This is a genomic window from Sneathia vaginalis, assembly GCF_000973085.1.
In the GTDB taxonomy this organism is placed as follows: Bacteria; Fusobacteriota; Fusobacteriia; order Fusobacteriales; family Leptotrichiaceae; genus Sneathia; species Sneathia vaginalis.
The window spans coordinates 1,231,358-1,250,109 of record NZ_CP011280.1; the positions used below are offsets into that span (position 1 = coordinate 1,231,358).

Here is an 18,752-nt window from a genome sequence, read left to right on the forward strand (position 1 = left end):
GTGTTCAATATTGGGATAAAAAAAGAAAGGCTTTTAACCTTTCTTGTATATAGCTTTTACAATATTAACCATATCACTATCCTTAAATACACTATCTACTATTACCACTTCTTTTTCTACGTCTAAAACCTCTGTAGATACTATTAAATCTATCTTCGATAAATCTATTTTATATATCTTAGACTTTCTAATAATATCTTCTATTTTGACATTTTTTAATAAATTTTCTATTTTAACTTTTATTAATTTTTTAATAATAGCACTTTCATCTGTTACAATTAATATCCTACACTTTTTCTTTTTATACACTCTTGCAAAAGCCATAGTTAAAACTGCAATATTTTCTGCATTAAAATCATCATCTATTTCTTTTGCAATTTCATAAATTATATCATACAACTCTTTGTATTCTTTTTTTACTTTATCACAATCAATATCAAACGATATTATCTTATACTCTCTTCTAACGTATATAACTTTTAGATATGTAACTATGTCGTTTATAATCTCATCTTTATCATCTATTTTTACCTTAGTCTTTAGGCAGAACTTGTCTACCATATCTTTTGCATACTCTATATATTTTTCATACTGTTTACTCTTACTATGCACATCAAGTATTTTACCTGTACTAAGTACAATTAGAGTAAATAGCATTAATACATTATCGTTATACTCCAATTTAAGATCTACAAATAAATCCTTTAAGTATCTATACTCTAGTCTTTCCTTTAGTATATCTGTTCCTTTTATACTCTCATTCCTATTATTCAATGAAAAAAGATAAAGGTATGGGAAAGAAAATATTAAATTATCTAATTCTTTAGGTGTAATTTCTTTACCTAATTTTTCTTCAAAGTATATTAGCTTCTCTATTAGTAGTGATATAAACTCATCTGTAAATATATAGCCTAAATTACTATACATCATCAAGAAATACTGAATGAACTTAGTATTTTTTGAATTAAATATCTCTTTTAAGATACTGTATAAATACTGAATTTCAAATAGTACTGGACCTTTTAATATATATCCACCTTTTGTAGCTGTCACCAAGTCAAGTTTTTCATTGAATTTTTTTGTTCTTTTCTTAATTTCCTTTATGTCACAAATTACAGTGTTTTTTGTAACTAAAAATTTATCAACCAAATTTTCTACCGTGTGCTTTTTAGGATAAGTTAAAAGATAAACTGCCATAGCTTTTCTTCTCTCATCTGTACTTAGGGTATATTCTACATCCTTTATTAGCAATCTTAAGAAGTTTTTCTGGCTTTCATTTATACATATCCCTTTTCTTGGTATATTATACACCAAGTCTATTCCATTCTTTTTTAATTCAATATTAACTTTTTCTATAGCATAATATACTATTCTTCTACTCTTTCCTATCTTCAACGCTAAGTCTTTAACAGTTAAATTAGTACTTGAGTTTATGAAATTAAAAATCAAATCATATGTTACATTGTCTATAAACATTATACTCCTACTCTACTATGTATAAAGCAATTTCATTTGTTTCCCTATTCGCAGCTATTAGATATTGTTTACCATCTTTTTCAAAGTAGTTTACGTTTGCTGCACCAACATTTTCATCAATTATATCATATTCATAGTCATTATTTCTATAACGTAATATTATTGTTCTCATTTCTTCTCTTCTATGTCCAATAACAACAACTTTTTCTCCATTTAATTCTCCTGCCCATATTGCATGTAAGAACATCATATCTTCAGGAAATTCTTTTACTAACTTATACTTTTTATCTATTAGCTTATACACTCTCAACTTATGACCGTGGAAAGGTGATAGAACTACTAATTCCTTATTACCATCATTATCTAGATCTATTAGTGTTGCATCACTACCTGGATCACTTATCAATTGTTCAACATTCCACTTATCGCCTAATTTTTTAGGTGGTGTGTAAAGATAAACTCCACTATCACATGAAACTATTCCTTTTTCTTGACCATCTTCTACTATTCTGTAATATCCATGATTTTTTAACATATTTTCTTGTATAACTGTACAATCTTTCTCAGTTATGACATCACAATGTTCTAGATCATCTGGTAATACTGTGAAATATGTTTTACCAGGACTACGCCAGTCATCCTTGTATTCATGATTTGTCTTTAATGCACAAATTAAAAGATATTTTGTTCCATCCTCACCTTTTAATACATCAAATCTATGTGCAAATGGTACAATTGCAATTACTCTTGTCTTAAAATTATACTTTCCATCAGAAGTAACATAAACAATTTTTGCATTCTTTGAATCATTGGGTGAATAAAATTGTTGAGTTGCTAAAAACTCTCCATTTGTACCTTCTAGTGGAACTATACTCATTGTTCCACCTATACCATCCCATATTGTAGCTTTTCTTTCTAAATTGTGATTATAGATGTAACATTGGTCATCCTTTTCAGCTGCAACTATTATATGATGTTCATTATTATACATAATATTTGCTATACAGTAGCACTTTGTCAATTCATCTAAAACTTTTTTTGTTATCTTCATATACACTCCTATCTATAAAGGGTGGCACTGCCACCCTATATTATTCCATTTTCTTTTAATCTTTCTTCCATTTCTTTATCAGATATAGGATTTTTTAAACCTATGACTATCTTACCTGCTTCTATAGCTTGATTAAATTCCTTGATGAATGCTAAAGGGCATAGAGTTACATCAAACATCTTTGCTTGACCTTTACCTTCAGATAAAGAACAGTGATGTACCTTTGAACATTGTATATTATTACGTTTAATTACCTTTTCTAAAGTTAATTTCATCATTAAACTAGTACCTGCACCATTTGCACATGAAACTAAAAATGTCATAATCTTATCCTCCTATTTAATATTTTTTCTTCTCTTGTATTCTTCATAATCTTCAGTTATTAAGAAGTAATTTTCTTTGTCTTTCATATATTCTAATTGTGGTATTAGAACTAAAATAACTACTATTAAACCTACACCTATGTAGCTTAAGTACTTCATTAATACTGTGAATACTGGCCAAACAACTGCCCAATCCCACATTCCTAAATATCCACCATAAGCTGCCATTCCAACAAAACTTGCAATAAATGCTGAACCAAATACTTGCAATAATCCTGAAATGAATGGGAAAATTAATGTTGCTTTAAATCCACCTTTACTATTTGCATAAACACCTATTGTTGCATTATCAAAGAATACTGGAACGAATCCTGCTACTATTAAAACTGGTGATTTCAACATAATCAATGTTATTATCGCAACAAATTGACCTATAGCACCTGCTAAAAATCCAATAGTTATTGCATTTGGTGAACCAAAGTTATATGATATAGCACAGTCTACTCCTGGAACAGCACCTGGTAATAGCTTGTCAGATATACCTTTAAATGATTGTGTAAGTTCTGCTATAAATGTTCTAACTCCTAATTGCAATATTGCAAGATAAACTGCAAAGTGTAAGCAAGTTTCTAGAATATAGAAGAAGAAGTTTGCATCTGGTTTTAAGAATTTATGTTCTACTAAGAATGGTTTTCCTAATAGTGTTAGTATAGCTCCAAAGAATATTAGCATTAATACACCAGTTGATACCATATTATCATTGAATATTGACATAAATCCTGGTAAATTAATATCTTCTATTCTCTTACTTCCTTTTCTTCCAGCCTTCATATCTGCCTTTGCCATCTTATCAGCTAAGTATGTAAATAGTGCTACTCCAAACATTTGTTGATGGGCTATTGTAAATCCTGCACCATCTGTTAATTCTTGAGAATATTTAACTAATAGGTTTGAACCTACTGCCCAGTATAGTCCAAGTAATATAGCCATTACTATTAATAGCTTAATATCGTGAGTTAATAGACCTGGAAGAGCAAATAAGATTAACCAGTATGCTGTTGCTGCTTGTTGTAATTGAACGTGTCCTGTTGTAAATACTGATCTTAATTTTGTTATTCTTGAAAATCTAACAAGTAATAAGTTTGTAATAAAAGCTATTGCTAATAGTAAAACTACTCCTGAGAATCCTTTACCAAATACTTCTTTTACTCCTGCTTCTACAGCATTTTGACCAAAGTATGGGTCTATAACAACTGCGTGTAAATTGTATTTTTCTTTTAATCCTACTAATATAGGTCTAAAGTTTTTTACTAATCCTCCTGAACCAACTGATAAAATAAAGTACCCTATAATCGCTTTAAGTGTTCCACTTAAGATTTCATACCATGGTTTTTTCAATAGAATGTAACCTATAAGCACCATAAATCCTATAAAAAATGCTGGTTTAGTTAAAATGTTTGTTAGGAAAAACTTCCAAATCAATGCAATATATTCCATATTGTACCTCCACTATATATCATATTTCTCTGATAATTTCTTTAAATCTTCAATATTATTAATTTTAAATAATTCTTCTTTTAATTCGTCGTTCAATAAGACTTCCATTAATTTTTGTATGTTTTCTATATGAACTTCTTTGTCTTTAGATGCTAATGTGAAAAATAGGGTTGCCTCATTTTCATCATCAAATTTTACGGGCTCTTCAAATTTTGTGAAAGAAATCTTTGTATTATATACATTTTCACCTTGTTCTGTTGAATGTGGCATTGCAATACCAGGTTCTATTACTATATACGGCCCATATTTTTTTATACATTCTATTACTTCTTCACTGTACTTATCACTTACAACCTTATTATCCACCAATGCTTGACAACTTTTTCTTAAAGCATCTTCCCATGATGAAGCTGAGGTATAAAATGCATAATTTTTTTCTCTTATTATCTCTTTTAACATGTTTTTCTCCAAAAAAAATCTAAAAAAAATGGCTTATACTCAATCACACAAAAATGTGACGACATAAACCGCTCTCTATAATATGTAAGTAAATAACCTTCTATGCAAAGTATACCTTGAAAATAAAAAATGTCAAATTTTTTCTTTGTAAAATATACTTGACATAATGTGAAAGTTGTACTAAAATAGAAATATATTAAAGGAAAGAGGTATAATTATGGCAATAATCGGAAAAAAATTAGAAGATTTTACAGTTAATGCTTATCACAACGAAAGTTTAGATGTAATTAACTTTGAAAAAGATATATTAGGTAGTTGGTCACTATTCTTCTTCTATCCTGCTGACTTTACATTTGTATGTCCAACAGAATTAGAAGATTTACAAGATCATTATTTAGAATTCAAGCACTTAGGATTCAAAGTATTCTCTGTAAGTACAGATACTCATTTCTGTCATAAAGCATGGCATGATACATCTGAAAGAATAAATAAGATACAATACTCTATGATAGGAGATAAAACAGGTAAATTAGCACGTATGTTTGATGTTTATGATGAAGAAACTGGATTAGCTAATAGAGGTGCTTTCATTGTAAATCCAGAAGGTGAAATTGTTGCTTGTGATATCACAACTGATGGAGTTGGTAGAGAAGCAAGTGAAATATTAAGAAAAGCTACTGCTGCTAAGTTCATAGCAGAACACCCAGGACTAGTTTGCCCTGCAAAATGGAAAGAAGGAGAAGAAACTCTAAAACCAGGTCTTGATTTAGTAGGTAAACTATAATGCTCCTAGATGAAAATATAAAGGGACAACTAAGAGAATATTTCAAGAATATCACAAGACCTATTGTTTTTCATACAAAAAATACTAATGATAAAATGAATGAATTTTTAAATGAAATAATAACTTTAAATGAAAATTTAAAAATTGAAAAAGATGATAACTTAGATTGTCGTGATAATTCTTTTGAAATATTTGATGGTAATACTGCTACTGGCATTGTATTCTCTGGCATACCTGGTGGTCATGAATTTAATAGCTTTATACTAGCAATATTATCAATATTTGGTTTAGGTGAAAAATTAACACAAAGCCAAATAGATCTTGTAAAAGATATACATGATAAAATAAATATAGATGTATTTATCAGTCTATCTTGTACATTCTGCCCTGATGTTGTACAATCTTTAAATAGAATAGCTCTGGTTAACAAAAATATTAGAGTGAATACTATAGACGGTAACGAATATATTGATGAAGTAAGAGAAAAAAGAGTAATGGCTTCTCCTAGCTTGTATATAAACAATAAATTTGTTACATCAGGTGCTCAAAGTACAGATAAATTAATTGATATAATAAGAGGAAGACATGATTAAAGAAGCTTGTATAGGTTCAATAAAAGAAGCTCTACTTGTACAAAAAAACGGTGCAAATAGAATTGAACTTTGTGATAATTTAGAAGAGGGTGGAACAACTCCATCGTATGGGACTATAAAAAAATGTATTGATTTACTAAATATCCCTATAGCTTGTATGATAAGACCTCGTGTTGGGAACTTTACATACACTAAAGAAGAAATTGAAGTTATGATAGAGGACATCAAAGTTTGTAAACAACTAGGTGTTGAATCTGTTGTGTTTGGTGTTTTAAAAGAAGACAACACATTAGATATTGAAAATATGAAAATATTATGTGAGGTAGCAAAACCTTTAAATATTGTTTTTCATAAGGCAATTGATGAAACTAGAAACCCTTTAGATTTAGTTGATACACTATATAGTCTTGGAGTTAATAGAATCCTTACTTCTGGTACAAAAAATACTGCTATTGAAGGTAGTGATATTATTAATTCTTTAATTGAAAAATGTAGAGATAAAATAACCATAGTTGCTGCAGGTAAAGTTACAAAAGATAATCTAGAATACTTAAGTAATCTATTACATACAGACCAATTTCATGGTAAAAAAATTGTATAAAAAATTGGACTTATTCGGTCCAATTTTTCTTATTCATACTATTTTTTTTATCTAAAAATGTCTGTAATATTATTGTCGCTGCTATCTGATCAACAACTTGTCTTTTTTGCTTAGCATTTTTCTTAGAAGTTCTTAAATAGAATTCAGCTTGTTTTGTTGTCAATCTTTCATCAATATAATATATATTGATTTTAGGCTCTTTTTTCTTTAATTCTAGTGAAAACTTTTCTACCTTTTCTACCTGTATTTCACTATTACCATTAAGTCTTAAAGGTTTACCTATTACTAACTCGTAGCTGTTTTCTTCCTTACAAATTTCTAATATCCTTGTTATAGCATCTTCTTTTTGCCTATTTATCGTACAATATCCAGTAGCTAATATCTCAAGTGTATCACAAGTAGAAATTCCTATTCTTGTATCTCCATAATCAATTCCTATATACTTCATTATCTTCCTTCTATATATTTTTCAAAATCTTCTAGTATTTTAAGTAATGGTTTGTCTAAAAATTTTTTTGCTTCCTCTTGCATACTTTTTTCTATACCATAGTAAGCCTGTGCAACACCTCCACAAATAGCACCTATAGTATCACTATCTCCACCAATTGAAATTGCATTTCTTATTGCATCTTCAAAACTAGTAGATTCAAAAAATGCTTCTAGGGCTTGTGGAACACTATTTTGACAAGTTTCAGTGAACTCATAACTGTCTCTTATTTCATCTAATTTAAAGTCGATGTTATAGTAATTTTTAATTACATATTCTTTGATTTCTTCTTTACTTTTACCTATTCTAGCAAGATATATACAACATGCTATAGCTCTTGCACCCTTTATACCTTCAGGATGATTATGACTTACACTTGTTACAATATCAGATAATTTCACTGCTTCTTCTAAGTCTTTTGATAAAAATCCCACAGCACTTATTCTCATAGCAGCACCATTACCAAAGCTATTATATGGTTTAGGGTTATAGAATATCCAATCAAAAAAGTTAAGTCCATACCCACAATCTGGATAATTTCTACCTATAGTTTGCATATAGTAAATAGCTTTCTCTTTTAAATCTGAATAATCTTTTTTACTCTCCATTAGTGCTTTAGCAATAGCTAAACTCATAATGCTATCATCAGTAAAAAAGCATTCATTTGAAAAGAACTCAAAATCTTTTTTCCTATAATTATTAAACTCAAAACGTGACCCAACAATATCACCTATAATAGCTCCTAGCATGATTACCTCTTTAACATAATATATTTTCTACTTTTTCTAATGCTTCATTTAATTTTGCAACATCTTTACCACCTGCTTGTGCAAAGTCTGGTTTTCCACCACCATTACCACCTGTAATTTGGGCTACTGTCTTAACTATATCTCCTGCCTTATACTTCTTAGTTAATTCTTTTGATACTCCACAAGCAAATCCTATTTTATCATCATTTACTGTTGCAAGTAGAACTATTACGTTATCTACTTTATTCTTTATCTTGTCAATATAAGTCTTTAAGTCTTTTTGTTCTGCTTTTACCTTTTTAACTATTAGACTTACTCCATTTATATCCTTCTTTTCACTAATTATTCCAGATATTTTATGACTTATTAATTCATCTTTTAAGCTTTCAACTTCTTTTTCTAATTCTGTATTTTTTTCTATGCTCTTTTTAACTGTATCTTGTAATTGATGTACATCAGTCTTAAATTCATCTGCAACATTTTGTAGTAAATCTCTATTTTCGTTTACATAATCATACGCACCAAAACCTGTTACAGCTTCTATTCTTCTAACTCCACTCGCTTTTGCTTGTTCAGATAGAATATAGAAAGAACCTATAACTCCTGTGCTAGGACAGTGTGTTCCTCCACAAAGTTCTGCTGAATATCCAACTATATCTACTACTCTAACTATATCCTTATACTTTTCATCAAACAAGGCTATTGCACCCATTTTATCAGCAACATCCTTTGTTGTGTTAGTAACTTCTAGTTTCATATCTTTTTGTATGATTTCATTAACTCTTCTTTCAATTTTTCTTAGAGTTTCTTTATCTATTACCTTACCATAAGTAAAGTCAAATCTTAATCCCTTATCATATACTAGTGAACCTGCTTGATTAACATGATCTCCTAAGATTTCTTTTACTGCTCTATGTAAGATATGTGTTGCTGTATGGTTTCTCATTGTCTTAGCTCTAAAGTCTTTATCTACTTCTAGTTCTACTACATCTCCAACACTAGGTATTTCACCATCAATTGTAACATAGTGAATGAATATATCAGACTTCTTTATTAAATCTTTAACTGTTGCCTTGAAACTATCGTTATATATCACTCCATGGTCACTTACTTGTCCACCTTGAGCAGCATAAAATGGTGTCTTATCAAATATCATTTCATATGTATCTTCATCTTTTTTTGATATATGCAGAATTTCTGCTCTATCTTTTAGAGTTTCATAACCAGTAAACTTAGTTTCACCATGTTGTTTGTAGAAATTAGAGATAAATTCATCTTTTATCATATCACTCATAACTACTCTTGAGCTTTTTGATCTTTGCACTTGTTCTTCTAACTTCTTATTAAACTCTTCTTCAGAAACTTCTATATTATGTTGTTCACACACTAACTTAGTTAATTCAAATGGGAAACCAAATGTATCGTATAACTTAAATGTTGTACTTCCATCTATTTTTACCCCTTTAGTTATATCATCTAAAAGTAATTCTGTTCCAGCTTTCAATGTCTTAGCAAATTTTTCTTCTTCAGATCGTATAACATCTTTAATTTCTTCTTTTTTATCTACTAATTCTGGATAAGCTTCTTTCATAGTTTCAACTACAGAATCTACTATCTTATACAAGAAAGTTTCACCCTTATTAAATATTTCCTTATTTGCAATACTTCCAGCACCATAAGCTCTTCTTATTAATTTCTTTAAGATATATCCTCTTCCTTCATTTGATGGTAATACTCCATCACAAATTAAAAATGTAGCTGCTCTTACGTGGTCTGCTATTATTCTAATTGCTGTATTATCTTTTTCAGTTAAGTTTACTACATCCTTAATACTCTTAATTATCTTTTCAAATATATCTGTATCAAAGTTATTAGACTTATGTTGTACAACAGAGGCAACTCTTTCTAATCCTGCTCCTGTATCTATATTCTTTTCTGGTAATGGAACTAAACTTCCATCTTCTTTTTTATTCCATTCAGTAAATACTAAATTCCATATTTCAAGGAATCTATCTCCTTCATCTCCAGGCTTACAATTTATTTCTTCATTGTTTTTACCCATATTTAAAGTGTCATAATATATTTCACTACAAGGTCCACAAGAACCTATAGGTCCTGCTGCCCACCAGTTATCTTCATCACCTAATCTAACTATATGTGTTGGGTCTATACCTATTTCATCTTTCCATATGCTGTATGCTTCATCATCAGTCTTGTACACTGAAACATAAAGTCTGTCTTTATCTATTTTCAACACTTCTGTTATATATTCCCATGACCAACAAATTGCTTCTTTTTTAAAGTAATCTCCAAATGAGAAATTCCCTAACATTTCAAAAAAAGTATGGTGTCTTGGTGTTCTTCCAACATTTTCCAAGTCATTAGTTCTTATACATTTTTGATATGTTGTTACTCTTTTTGTAGGAGCCTTTTTTTCTCCTAAAAAGAACTTCTTAAATGGTACCATACCTGCTACTGTTAAAAGTAGAGTTTTATCTTCTGGTATCAATGAAGCACTCTCAAAATGTTGATGTTTCTTACTTTCAAAAAATTCTATAAAGCTTCTTCTTAATTCATTACCAGTCATAATTTTTTCCTTCCTATTGCTTTTTTCAATTATTATACCACACCTATTCAATATTGTTAACAAAGTCCTTTAAGTCTTGTAAGATATTTAATGCCTTTAATGGTGTTATATTATTAATATCTATCTGTTTAATTTCATCTCTTAATTCTTCTAATTCTTCATTTCTTTTTTCTTCATTCACTTTTTCTACATAACTAGGATTATCAAATAGAGATAATTGCCCTATATTCTCATTTTTCACAACCATGTTGTTTCTATCTTCTAACTTAGAAAGTATTAGCTTAGACTCTCTTAATATACTTTGAGGTAAACCTGCTAATTTAGCAACATATGTTCCATAAGATTTATCAGCACTTCCACAAGTTATTGTTCTCAAGAAAATTACACGAGAATTCTTTTCTTCCACATTTATTCTGTAATTTACCACTCTTTCATACTTAGATTCTAACTCATTTAATTCATGGTAGTGTGTTGCAAATATTGTTTTTGCACGAATATTATCATGTATATATGATGATATTGCTGTAGCTAGTGCCATACCATCATATGTTGATGTTCCACGACCAACTTCATCTAGTATGATAAGACTCTTACTTGTAGCAGTATTTAATATTTGTGAAACTTCACTCATTTCAACCATAAATGTACTTTGCCCAGTTAATATATCATCACTAGCACCTATTCTTGTTAAAAACTTATCTACTATGCATAGATTTGCTGATTTTGCTGGAACATACATTCCAATTTGTGCCATTATACATATTAGTGCTATTTGTTTCATATATGTTGATTTACCTGCCATATTAGGCCCTGTTAGTATTATGAAGTTCTTTTCTTTGGTAAAATGTACATCGTTTTCTATAAACTGCGTGGGGATAAGTTGTTCTACTATTGGATGTCTACCATTTAGTATGTGTATTACTCCCTCATCATTAAATTCAGGTAAACAATATCCATTGCTTATACTAACAAATGCATATGATGCCATTACATCTATATATGCTACTATATTAGACAATTGTAGCAAGACATCTTTTTCTTGTTTGATAAGATTGCTTAATTCTTTAAACAAGTTATACTCTAACTCTACTAATCTAGCCTTAGCATTAATTATCTTATCCTCGTATTCCTTTAGCTCTTCTGTTATATATCTCTCACAATTTGCTAATGTTTGCTTTCTAACATATCTACTCGGAACATCCTTTATATTCGTTTTTGACACTTCAATAAAGTAACCAAACACCTTGTTATACTTAATCTTTAAAAACTTAATCCCTGTTTTTTCTTTTTCCTCTTGCTCTATATTCACCAAATACTCTTTACCATGTTTAAGTATCATATTTAATTCACTAATTAAAGGATTAAAGTTTTCATTTATCATACCACCTTCTCTTACAGAAAATGGTGGATTTAGAACTAAATACCTATCTATTTCATTACATAATTCTCCTAAAAAATCTGTTTTAATACTAGAGAACTTTTCAGGCCATAGTTCTATTATTTTAATATAGCTTTTGAAAGTATAGTATAGGGCTCTAATATCCTTTGCATTTTCATTACCAAATACTATTTTACTTAATATTCTTTGCATATCATAAGTACTAGCTAAATTCTCTCTTAAATCTTCTCTTAAAAGTGTATTATCTATCAAGTATTTAACATCTTTTTGTCTTTCTATTATCTTATCCTTATCTATTAAGGGATAGTTAATATATTCTTTTAAAAGTCTTGTACCCATAGCTGTTTTACACTTATCTAGTACCCATAAAAGACTACCATAGCTTGTTTTGTCTCTCTGATTCTTTATTAACTCCAAATTCTTTGATGTATTAATATTTATACCAGCATAATTACCATCATTTATTACTGTAATCTTCGGTATGTTTATATCCACATTAATCTGTGTTTCTAATATATACTCTAGTAAACCTGCACATGAATCTATTAATGTCTTATCATCTAACCCAAAACTATCAAGACTAGTCAAAGAAAAATAGCTACTTAAAAATTCCACAGAATTTTTAGGCTTGTCTATTATACTCGTACTTATTTCTTTCCCATTCAAATATTCCTTAACATTAGGATAAGTATACTTTGTCATTAATAGTTCTTTTACATCTAGCATATATATTAATGAATTAATATTTTTTGTATCTACTATACACGCATTAAACACCCCTGTCGTTATATCCACATAAGAAAAATATGCCTTATCATTTTCTGTAATAACGCAAGCTATGTAGTTATTAGACTTTGCATCCAAATTTTCTACATCTATTACAGTACCTGGAGTAATGACTTTAATAACTTCTCTTTTTACTATACCTTTTGCAAGTTTAGGATCTTCCATCTGCTCACATATTGCGACCTTGTAACCTGCATCAACCAATTTTGAGATATATCCACTAACACTGTGGTATGGAACTCCTGCTAAAGGAACATCCTCACCTTTTTCTCTATTTCTCTTGGTTAATGTTAAACCTAAGACCTTAGATGCTATTATTGCATCGTTAAAGAACATCTCATAAAAGTCTCCCAATCTAAACATTAATATCTCATCTTTATACTTTCCCTTTATTTCATGATATTGCTTCATTAAAGGAGTTGTATTATCTTTCATTTCTTACACCTTGCTTTACAACTAACTTAAAAAATACAACCAACATACTGATTATTGTAATTATTGTAACTATTACAAAAATTATCTTTGGATCTTCTTTTACTGACTTTGAAAGTACTACATATATTCTATCACCAAAAAATATTCCAAAGGCAAAAAATGCTTGAAATATACCCATACTAATATTTCTGTTCTTTTGTTCAAAATATTGTAGTGCTATTGAGATAAGTGAAATATATGTTCCACCATAACCAAAGCCATTAAATATATATCCAAAAAAGGCTAAGTATGGATTGTTGGTAAATAGGATTATTGCATAAAAGCACAAAAAGCTCCCAAGACTTAGTAATAGCGTCTTTTCTATACCTAATTTTTTCTTGAAATATGTACCAACTAATACACTTGCTATTAACTGTGGTGTTGCAAACATAGTATCAAGATACGCTAGCATTATTGCTGGCATATTTAAGTACTTTCTAGCATACACTATCATATTAGGACCACTTGTCGAAAACTTTACAAATGATATTATTATCCCTATCACACAAACCACTAAAAATCTTTTGTTTGTTAAGACTATTCTAACTTTTTCTCTTGAAAATTGTGATTTGTTCTCGATTTCTCTCATATTCATACTTATGATAAGAGAGATTAGACCTATGGTACAAGAAAATAGCCAAAGATAATTGTAGTTCTTGTAACTCCCGTATGTCCCTATATACTGTATAGGTGCTGCCATAAATTCTGCTAATAGAGGGGCAACTGCTAAAATAGACGCTGACACTGATGCATTGCTCTCAGAAAATGTTTCAGAAAACATTACATTAAATACAGCTAGCATAGATGCACCTAATCCCATAGCTAATGAAGAATAATATACCGCCTCTATACTTGGTCTTTTAAACACTGTAAACGACGTTACTACTATTATCCCCATAGCAATTTGTATAAATACTTTTCTTTTTTGTAATATATCTGTTAAAAAAAATACTGGAAGTCTTACTATACAGCTAATAAGTCCATATGCAGATGTAACTTGAGAAGCAATTATTAGACTACCTCCAAGTCCTCCCATACTTATTGGGTCTACTATATACACCTTCCTATATGCCCTTATTATACTAATACTTGTCCAAAATAGGACTAACATCCAAAATATTATCTTTTGATTTTTGTTTAATTTGTACTTTTTAGATAATACGTAGATTATCACACCTGTAAATATTACCATTACTATTGATAAAATTATCTTCCCCATTCATTCTCCTAACTTTGTCATATTATCTCTAATTATATCAAAAATACCTAAAAATATCTATATTTGACTAAAAGTTGTAGATATAGTAAAATTTCATCATAGAAAGGACAAAAAATGGAAGGTATAAGACAAAATTTTAAATTTTTAATAGGAGAAACTAAGATACATCCAACTACAAAGATAACACTAGAATATTTAGTTAAACAAGATGCTGTATGTGCTGTAATATTTGATAATACATTAGAAAATGTATATTTAGTTAAGCAATATAGACCTGGTTGTGACGGATTGTTACTAGAAATAGTAGCTGGGTTAATAGATAAAGGTGAAGAACCAATACATGCTGTATATAGAGAAATACTTGAAGAAACTGGATTTTCTAAATCAGACTTTTCTAGATTTGTAAAACTAGAAAACGCACAATATGTAAGTCCAGGATATACAACAGAAAAACTGTATTACTATGCTGGGGTACTAAAAAAAGATGCCAAACCTAAAGAACAACATTTAGATTTAGGAGAAGATATTACTGTGGTTAAAATGAGTACTAAAGAAATACTAAAAACATCAGTAGACAGTAAGACAACTTTTGCTATCAGCTATTTTTTAGGAGTATTAAAATGAATTTAATTAATTACATTAGGTCTTTTTTTAAAGAAACTTTAGTAGTTAAAAATGACCTTGGAATTTTAAATAATAGATTTGTAATTAACTTTAAAGATGCAAAAATAGCTATGGTCAATTGTTTGAAAATTGCTATGCAACGTAGTACAGGAAATATTGGGATAATAGACCTAAAGATATCAGTATACACTGAGAATGAACTTGTAAAAGTTAAAGATTTTAAAAATTCTATGAAAATTTTATCTGGAATAAAGAAGTATAATAAGGAGAGCTTCGATTCTTTTCTTAATAAGTTTTTTAACAGTAAGATAAGAGAGACAATTGAAAGTGAATTAAAGAATGAAGATACTTGGCTATGAAATAGAAAGAAAAAGGGTTAAGAATATAAACGTAAGAATTAGACAAGATGGTAGTGTGTACATATCAGCACCTCTTAATTTACACGAAAAATATATAGAAGATTTTTTGATAAAGAAAAGAGACTGGATAGAAAAAAATGTTAGTACATTCAAGAAATTTACAAATGCTAAAAACAATCTAGAACTTTACACCGACACTTCCTTTATACTCTACCTAGGAAAAATATACACTCTTCGTGTATTTCAAAGTCAAAAATTTTTAATCAATATTAATGAGAATGTAGTAGAAATACATACAGATAAAGTGGATAAAGAGAGTATAAAAAACATTGTATATACTAAAATATACTATGCAAATGCCAAAATTCTTTTTAAAAAGCGTATGGACTACTACTTAAATTTGACTAACAATGGTAGTATAAAGGAACTTCGTTTGAGTGTTATGAAAACTAAATGGGGCATTTGTACTCCTGCAAAAAGAAAGATAACGTTGAATATAGAGCTTATGAAAAAAAGTTTAACTGAGATAGACTCTGTAATAATACACGAAATTGCACATTTAGTTCACCCAAATCACAGCAAAGACTTCTACTTATACATCGATAAATATTTTAAGAACTATAAGGAAATTAACAAAAAATTAAATAAAATATTATAGGAGGAATTATGAACGAAAAAATACAAAAGATTTTTTCAGATCTTAACATAGACGGTTTACTTTTAACCGATTATTACAACAAAAGATATTTCACAGGGTTCACAGGAACTACTGGACAAGCACTAATAACTAAGGAAAAAAAATATTTCTATTCTGACTTTAGATATATAGAACAAGCAACTTTGCAAACTAAACCTTATGGATTTACTTTTGTTCGTATTGAAAGAAGAGCAATAGACAATATTATTGAAGGTGTAGAAAAACATAATGTTAAAAGACTAGGATTTGATGATTTATCTATGTCATACAGTGATTATCAAATGTATTCTAAAGCTCTACCAAATGTAGAATTAGTTCCAGCTGGTAATGAAATGTTAAATGCAAGACAAATAAAGAGTCAAAAAGAAATTGAATATTTGAAAAAAGCTGCAAGTATAACTGACATAGCATTTAGTGAAACTTTAAAAATCATAAAAGAAGGAATTACTGAAAAAGAAATTGCTGCCCACTTAGAATATATACAAAGACTAAATGGTGCTGAAGATAAATCCTTTGAAACAATAGTTGCTAGTGGTCATAGATCATCTATGCCACATGGTGTAGCAAGTGACAAAAAGATACAACGTAATGAATTCATAACTATGGACTTTGGTTGTTTGTATAATGGATATGCATCAGATATGACAAGAACAATATTCTTCGGTGACAAGGATAAAATATCTAGTGAACAAAAGAGAATATATGACTTAGTATATGAAGGACAAAGCATGGGTATAGAAATGCTTAAACCTGGAGTAATTGGTTCAAGTGTAGAATATGCTGTTAGAGATTACTTCAAGAAAAATGGAGACATGGATAAATACTTTGGACATAGCTTAGGACATAGCTTTGGTTTAGAAGTTCACGAACCTCCTTACTGTTCAAGAGCTTGTGATGACAAATTACAAGAAAACATGGTTATGACTGTAGAACCTGGTATATATATTGAAAACTTCTGTGGTGTTAGAATAGAAGACGATATATTAATAACTAAAGATGGTCATGAAAGAATAACTAAATCACCAAGAGAATTAATATTTGTAGGATAGGGGGAAAAAACTCCTATCTTTTTTTATTTATATGAAATATATAAGGCGTTTCTAATCGTATTCTAAGATTTGCGTGATATACTTTATGTATAAATAAGAATAATAGTAGTTAATAATAATGTTTTTTTCAATCCGTGTGCCTTAGTTAAAGCTAAAGCACTTTTTTTATGCTTTTTTAGTATATAATATATTATCCAGAAAGGAGAAATATGAAAAAAATACTACTTTTCTTGCTATTCCCATATATTTTGTCAGCAAAAAATATATTGATTAGTGATAAATACAATATTTTAGATGAAAAATATCTTTCTTTTGAAAATGAAGAAGATTTAAAAAGAGAATTAAATAAATTAACTCTTGAAATGCTAAACAAGGGATATGTGAGTTCACAAATAACACAAGTTAATGGTGAAATATGCGTAAAACCTGGATATATTAATAAGGTGATTTTAAAAGAAGCCAATGCTGATATTAAAAAGAAGTTACTAGGTTTAGAAAGTTTAGAAGGTAAGATACTTAATATATCTGATATAGATAAAATAGTATCTGAGTATGAAAGATTAGAGAATAATGATATAAAGATAGAGATAAGAAAGACTCCAAACAAAGATTTTTATTCTGATATTATCGTTAATAATACTGTAAAAAGAAAGCTTAAATTCGGAGTTGTTGCCTCATATACAGACAAATTTAAATACAATGTAAACTTATCAATACTACAACCTTTTTACTTGAATGATAAATTCTCAACTAATTTTAGTATTTTAAATAAAAGTAAATATGTAGGACTTAGCTACTCTTTGCCTATATATTCTAGTGTAATAGATCTATCCTACTTCTATACTACACAGAAAATAAAGGAACATGGAAATAGCACTTCACATGAAGTGTCTTTATCTGTATCCAAGGATTTGTATAAAGACAAATTAAAAAATTTAAGTTTAGAAACCTCAACAAAATTAAATATATCCAAGGAGTATGTTTCTGACATTAAAATGAAAGATAAAATTTACTTTGACAATGATGTGAATTTGGAATATAATAATGTGCATGTCTTTAAAAATTCAATTTTAAACACTAATTTACAAACAAAAGTTGGTTTAGGATATATGTATAATAAAGAGCTTAAAACTCAGCATTTTCCTGTAACCTTTGATGTAAATGCTAATTTCAAAACAAAATATCTAGATAATATAACGCAAGTCTTTGCTTCATTGAATAATAATAACGATTCTAGATATATGTTTTCAAAAGATATAAATAGTATAAATGATATACCACTTAATATAACTGACTCTAGTTACGCATTATCAACTTGTTTTACACTTAAGTATCCTGTAACAGAAAAAGATATACTACTACAACCATTTGTACAATTAGCTGGTTGTGTAGCAAAAGGTGAAAAAAAATATATTAATCTTGGTATGGGAATTGGTATAGACGTGAGAATAAAAGATGTTTTCGCTAAACTAAAATATAGTATAGATAAAGAGAAAAATAAAAGTTTAGGAATACAAATTGGTATAAATAAATAAGGA

The 18,752-nt window shown here is 28.8% G+C and carries 18 protein-coding genes; 8 read left to right on the plus strand and 10 right to left on the minus strand.

The genetic code is table 11. The annotated features are described in order from the left end of the window. Positions 1–33 precede the first annotated feature (33 nt). The 5 genes from VC03_RS06000 to VC03_RS06020 are packed head-to-tail and all read right to left on the minus strand — an operon-like array spanning position 34 to position 4,806. A complete protein-coding gene (locus tag VC03_RS06000; RefSeq protein WP_046329125.1) occupies positions 34–1,476 on the minus strand; it encodes a BglG family transcription antiterminator in 1,443 nt (480 codons plus the stop codon). A gap of 7 nt (positions 1,477–1,483) precedes the next feature. Continuing rightward, entirely contained in the window at positions 1,484–2,527 is a 1,044-nt protein-coding gene (locus VC03_RS06005) for a hypothetical protein (RefSeq protein ID WP_046329126.1), read from the minus strand. A 35-nt stretch (positions 2,528–2,562) separates the two neighbouring features. Further along, the gene (locus tag VC03_RS06010; protein ID WP_046329127.1) at positions 2,563–2,850 is read right to left on the minus strand and encodes a PTS sugar transporter subunit IIB; all 288 of its coding nucleotides are present in this window, start codon (positions 2,848–2,850) and stop codon (positions 2,563–2,565) included. Between the two features lie 12 nt (positions 2,851–2,862). Then, positions 2,863–4,347, minus strand: coding sequence for a PTS ascorbate transporter subunit IIC (locus VC03_RS06015; protein WP_046329128.1), 1,485 nt, complete (start codon positions 4,345–4,347; stop codon positions 2,863–2,865). A gap of 12 nt (positions 4,348–4,359) precedes the next feature. Next, positions 4,360–4,806: a PTS sugar transporter subunit IIA gene (locus VC03_RS06020; protein ID WP_046329129.1), complete on the minus strand. Its 447-nt coding sequence runs from the start codon at positions 4,804–4,806 to the stop codon at positions 4,360–4,362. 217 nt (positions 4,807–5,023) lie between these two features. Between VC03_RS06020 and ahpC the strand changes: the two genes are divergently transcribed. Genes ahpC through VC03_RS06035 form a run of 3 tightly spaced genes read left to right on the plus strand, consistent with a single transcriptional unit; the run spans position 5,024 to position 6,784 of the window. Continuing rightward, complete coding sequence (gene ahpC / locus VC03_RS06025; protein ID WP_046329130.1) at positions 5,024–5,590, plus strand: alkyl hydroperoxide reductase subunit C; 567 nt, start codon at positions 5,024–5,026, stop codon at positions 5,588–5,590. Continuing rightward, the gene (locus VC03_RS06030; protein ID WP_046329131.1) at positions 5,590–6,183 is read left to right on the plus strand and encodes a thioredoxin family protein; all 594 of its coding nucleotides are present in this window, start codon (positions 5,590–5,592) and stop codon (positions 6,181–6,183) included. Before ahpC ends, VC03_RS06030 begins: the two co-directional genes overlap by 1 nt. Continuing rightward, on the plus strand, positions 6,176–6,784 hold the full coding sequence (locus VC03_RS06035) for a copper homeostasis protein CutC (RefSeq protein WP_046329132.1): 609 nt from the start codon (positions 6,176–6,178) through the stop codon (positions 6,782–6,784). The genes VC03_RS06030 and VC03_RS06035 overlap by 8 nt, the downstream gene beginning before the upstream one ends. A 10-nt stretch (positions 6,785–6,794) precedes the next feature. Here VC03_RS06035 and ruvX read toward each other — a convergent pair whose 3' ends face one another. The 5 genes from ruvX to VC03_RS06060 are packed head-to-tail and all read right to left on the minus strand — an operon-like array spanning position 6,795 to position 14,485. Continuing rightward, complete coding sequence (gene ruvX, locus VC03_RS06040; protein WP_046329133.1) at positions 6,795–7,232, minus strand: Holliday junction resolvase RuvX; 438 nt, start codon at positions 7,230–7,232, stop codon at positions 6,795–6,797. Next, positions 7,232–8,020, minus strand: a complete 789-nt coding sequence (locus VC03_RS06045; protein ID WP_046329134.1) for an ADP-ribosylglycohydrolase family protein — start codon at positions 8,018–8,020, stop codon at positions 7,232–7,234. The genes ruvX and VC03_RS06045 overlap by 1 nt, the downstream gene beginning before the upstream one ends. Positions 8,021–8,030: 10 nt before the next feature. Next, positions 8,031–10,607: an alanine--tRNA ligase gene (alaS, locus tag VC03_RS06050; protein WP_084710379.1), complete on the minus strand. Its 2,577-nt coding sequence runs from the start codon at positions 10,605–10,607 to the stop codon at positions 8,031–8,033. 43 nt (positions 10,608–10,650) lie between these two features. Continuing rightward, a complete protein-coding gene (mutS, locus tag VC03_RS06055) occupies positions 10,651–13,227 on the minus strand; it encodes a DNA mismatch repair protein MutS (protein ID WP_046329135.1) in 2,577 nt (858 codons plus the stop codon). Then, positions 13,217–14,485 carry an MFS transporter gene (locus VC03_RS06060; protein ID WP_046329136.1) on the minus strand — a complete coding sequence of 423 codons (1,269 nt, stop codon included), beginning with the start codon at positions 14,483–14,485 and terminating at the stop codon, positions 13,217–13,219. The genes mutS and VC03_RS06060 overlap by 11 nt, the downstream gene beginning before the upstream one ends. 114 nt (positions 14,486–14,599) lie before the next feature. Between VC03_RS06060 and VC03_RS06065 the strand changes: the two genes are divergently transcribed. The 5 genes from VC03_RS06065 to VC03_RS06085 all read left to right on the plus strand — a co-directional run bounded on the left by VC03_RS06065 (position 14,600) and on the right by VC03_RS06085 (position 18,749). Then, positions 14,600–15,109 (plus strand): NUDIX hydrolase, encoded by a 510-nt coding sequence (locus tag VC03_RS06065; RefSeq protein ID WP_046329137.1) that lies wholly within the window; start codon positions 14,600–14,602, stop codon positions 15,107–15,109. After that, positions 15,106–15,468: a hypothetical protein gene (locus VC03_RS06070; protein WP_046329138.1), complete on the plus strand. Its 363-nt coding sequence runs from the start codon at positions 15,106–15,108 to the stop codon at positions 15,466–15,468. Before VC03_RS06065 ends, VC03_RS06070 begins: the two co-directional genes overlap by 4 nt. After that, on the plus strand, positions 15,449–16,126 hold the full coding sequence (locus tag VC03_RS06075; RefSeq protein ID WP_046329139.1) for a M48 family metallopeptidase: 678 nt from the start codon (positions 15,449–15,451) through the stop codon (positions 16,124–16,126). Before VC03_RS06070 ends, VC03_RS06075 begins: the two co-directional genes overlap by 20 nt. An 8-nt stretch (positions 16,127–16,134) precedes the next feature. Beyond that, entirely contained in the window at positions 16,135–17,214 is a 1,080-nt protein-coding gene (locus VC03_RS06080) for a M24 family metallopeptidase (protein ID WP_046329140.1), read from the plus strand. Positions 17,215–17,423: 209 nt separating this feature from the next. Continuing rightward, positions 17,424–18,749: a ShlB/FhaC/HecB family hemolysin secretion/activation protein gene (locus tag VC03_RS06085; protein ID WP_046329141.1), complete on the plus strand. Its 1,326-nt coding sequence runs from the start codon at positions 17,424–17,426 to the stop codon at positions 18,747–18,749. Positions 18,750–18,752: the final 3 nt, after the last annotated feature.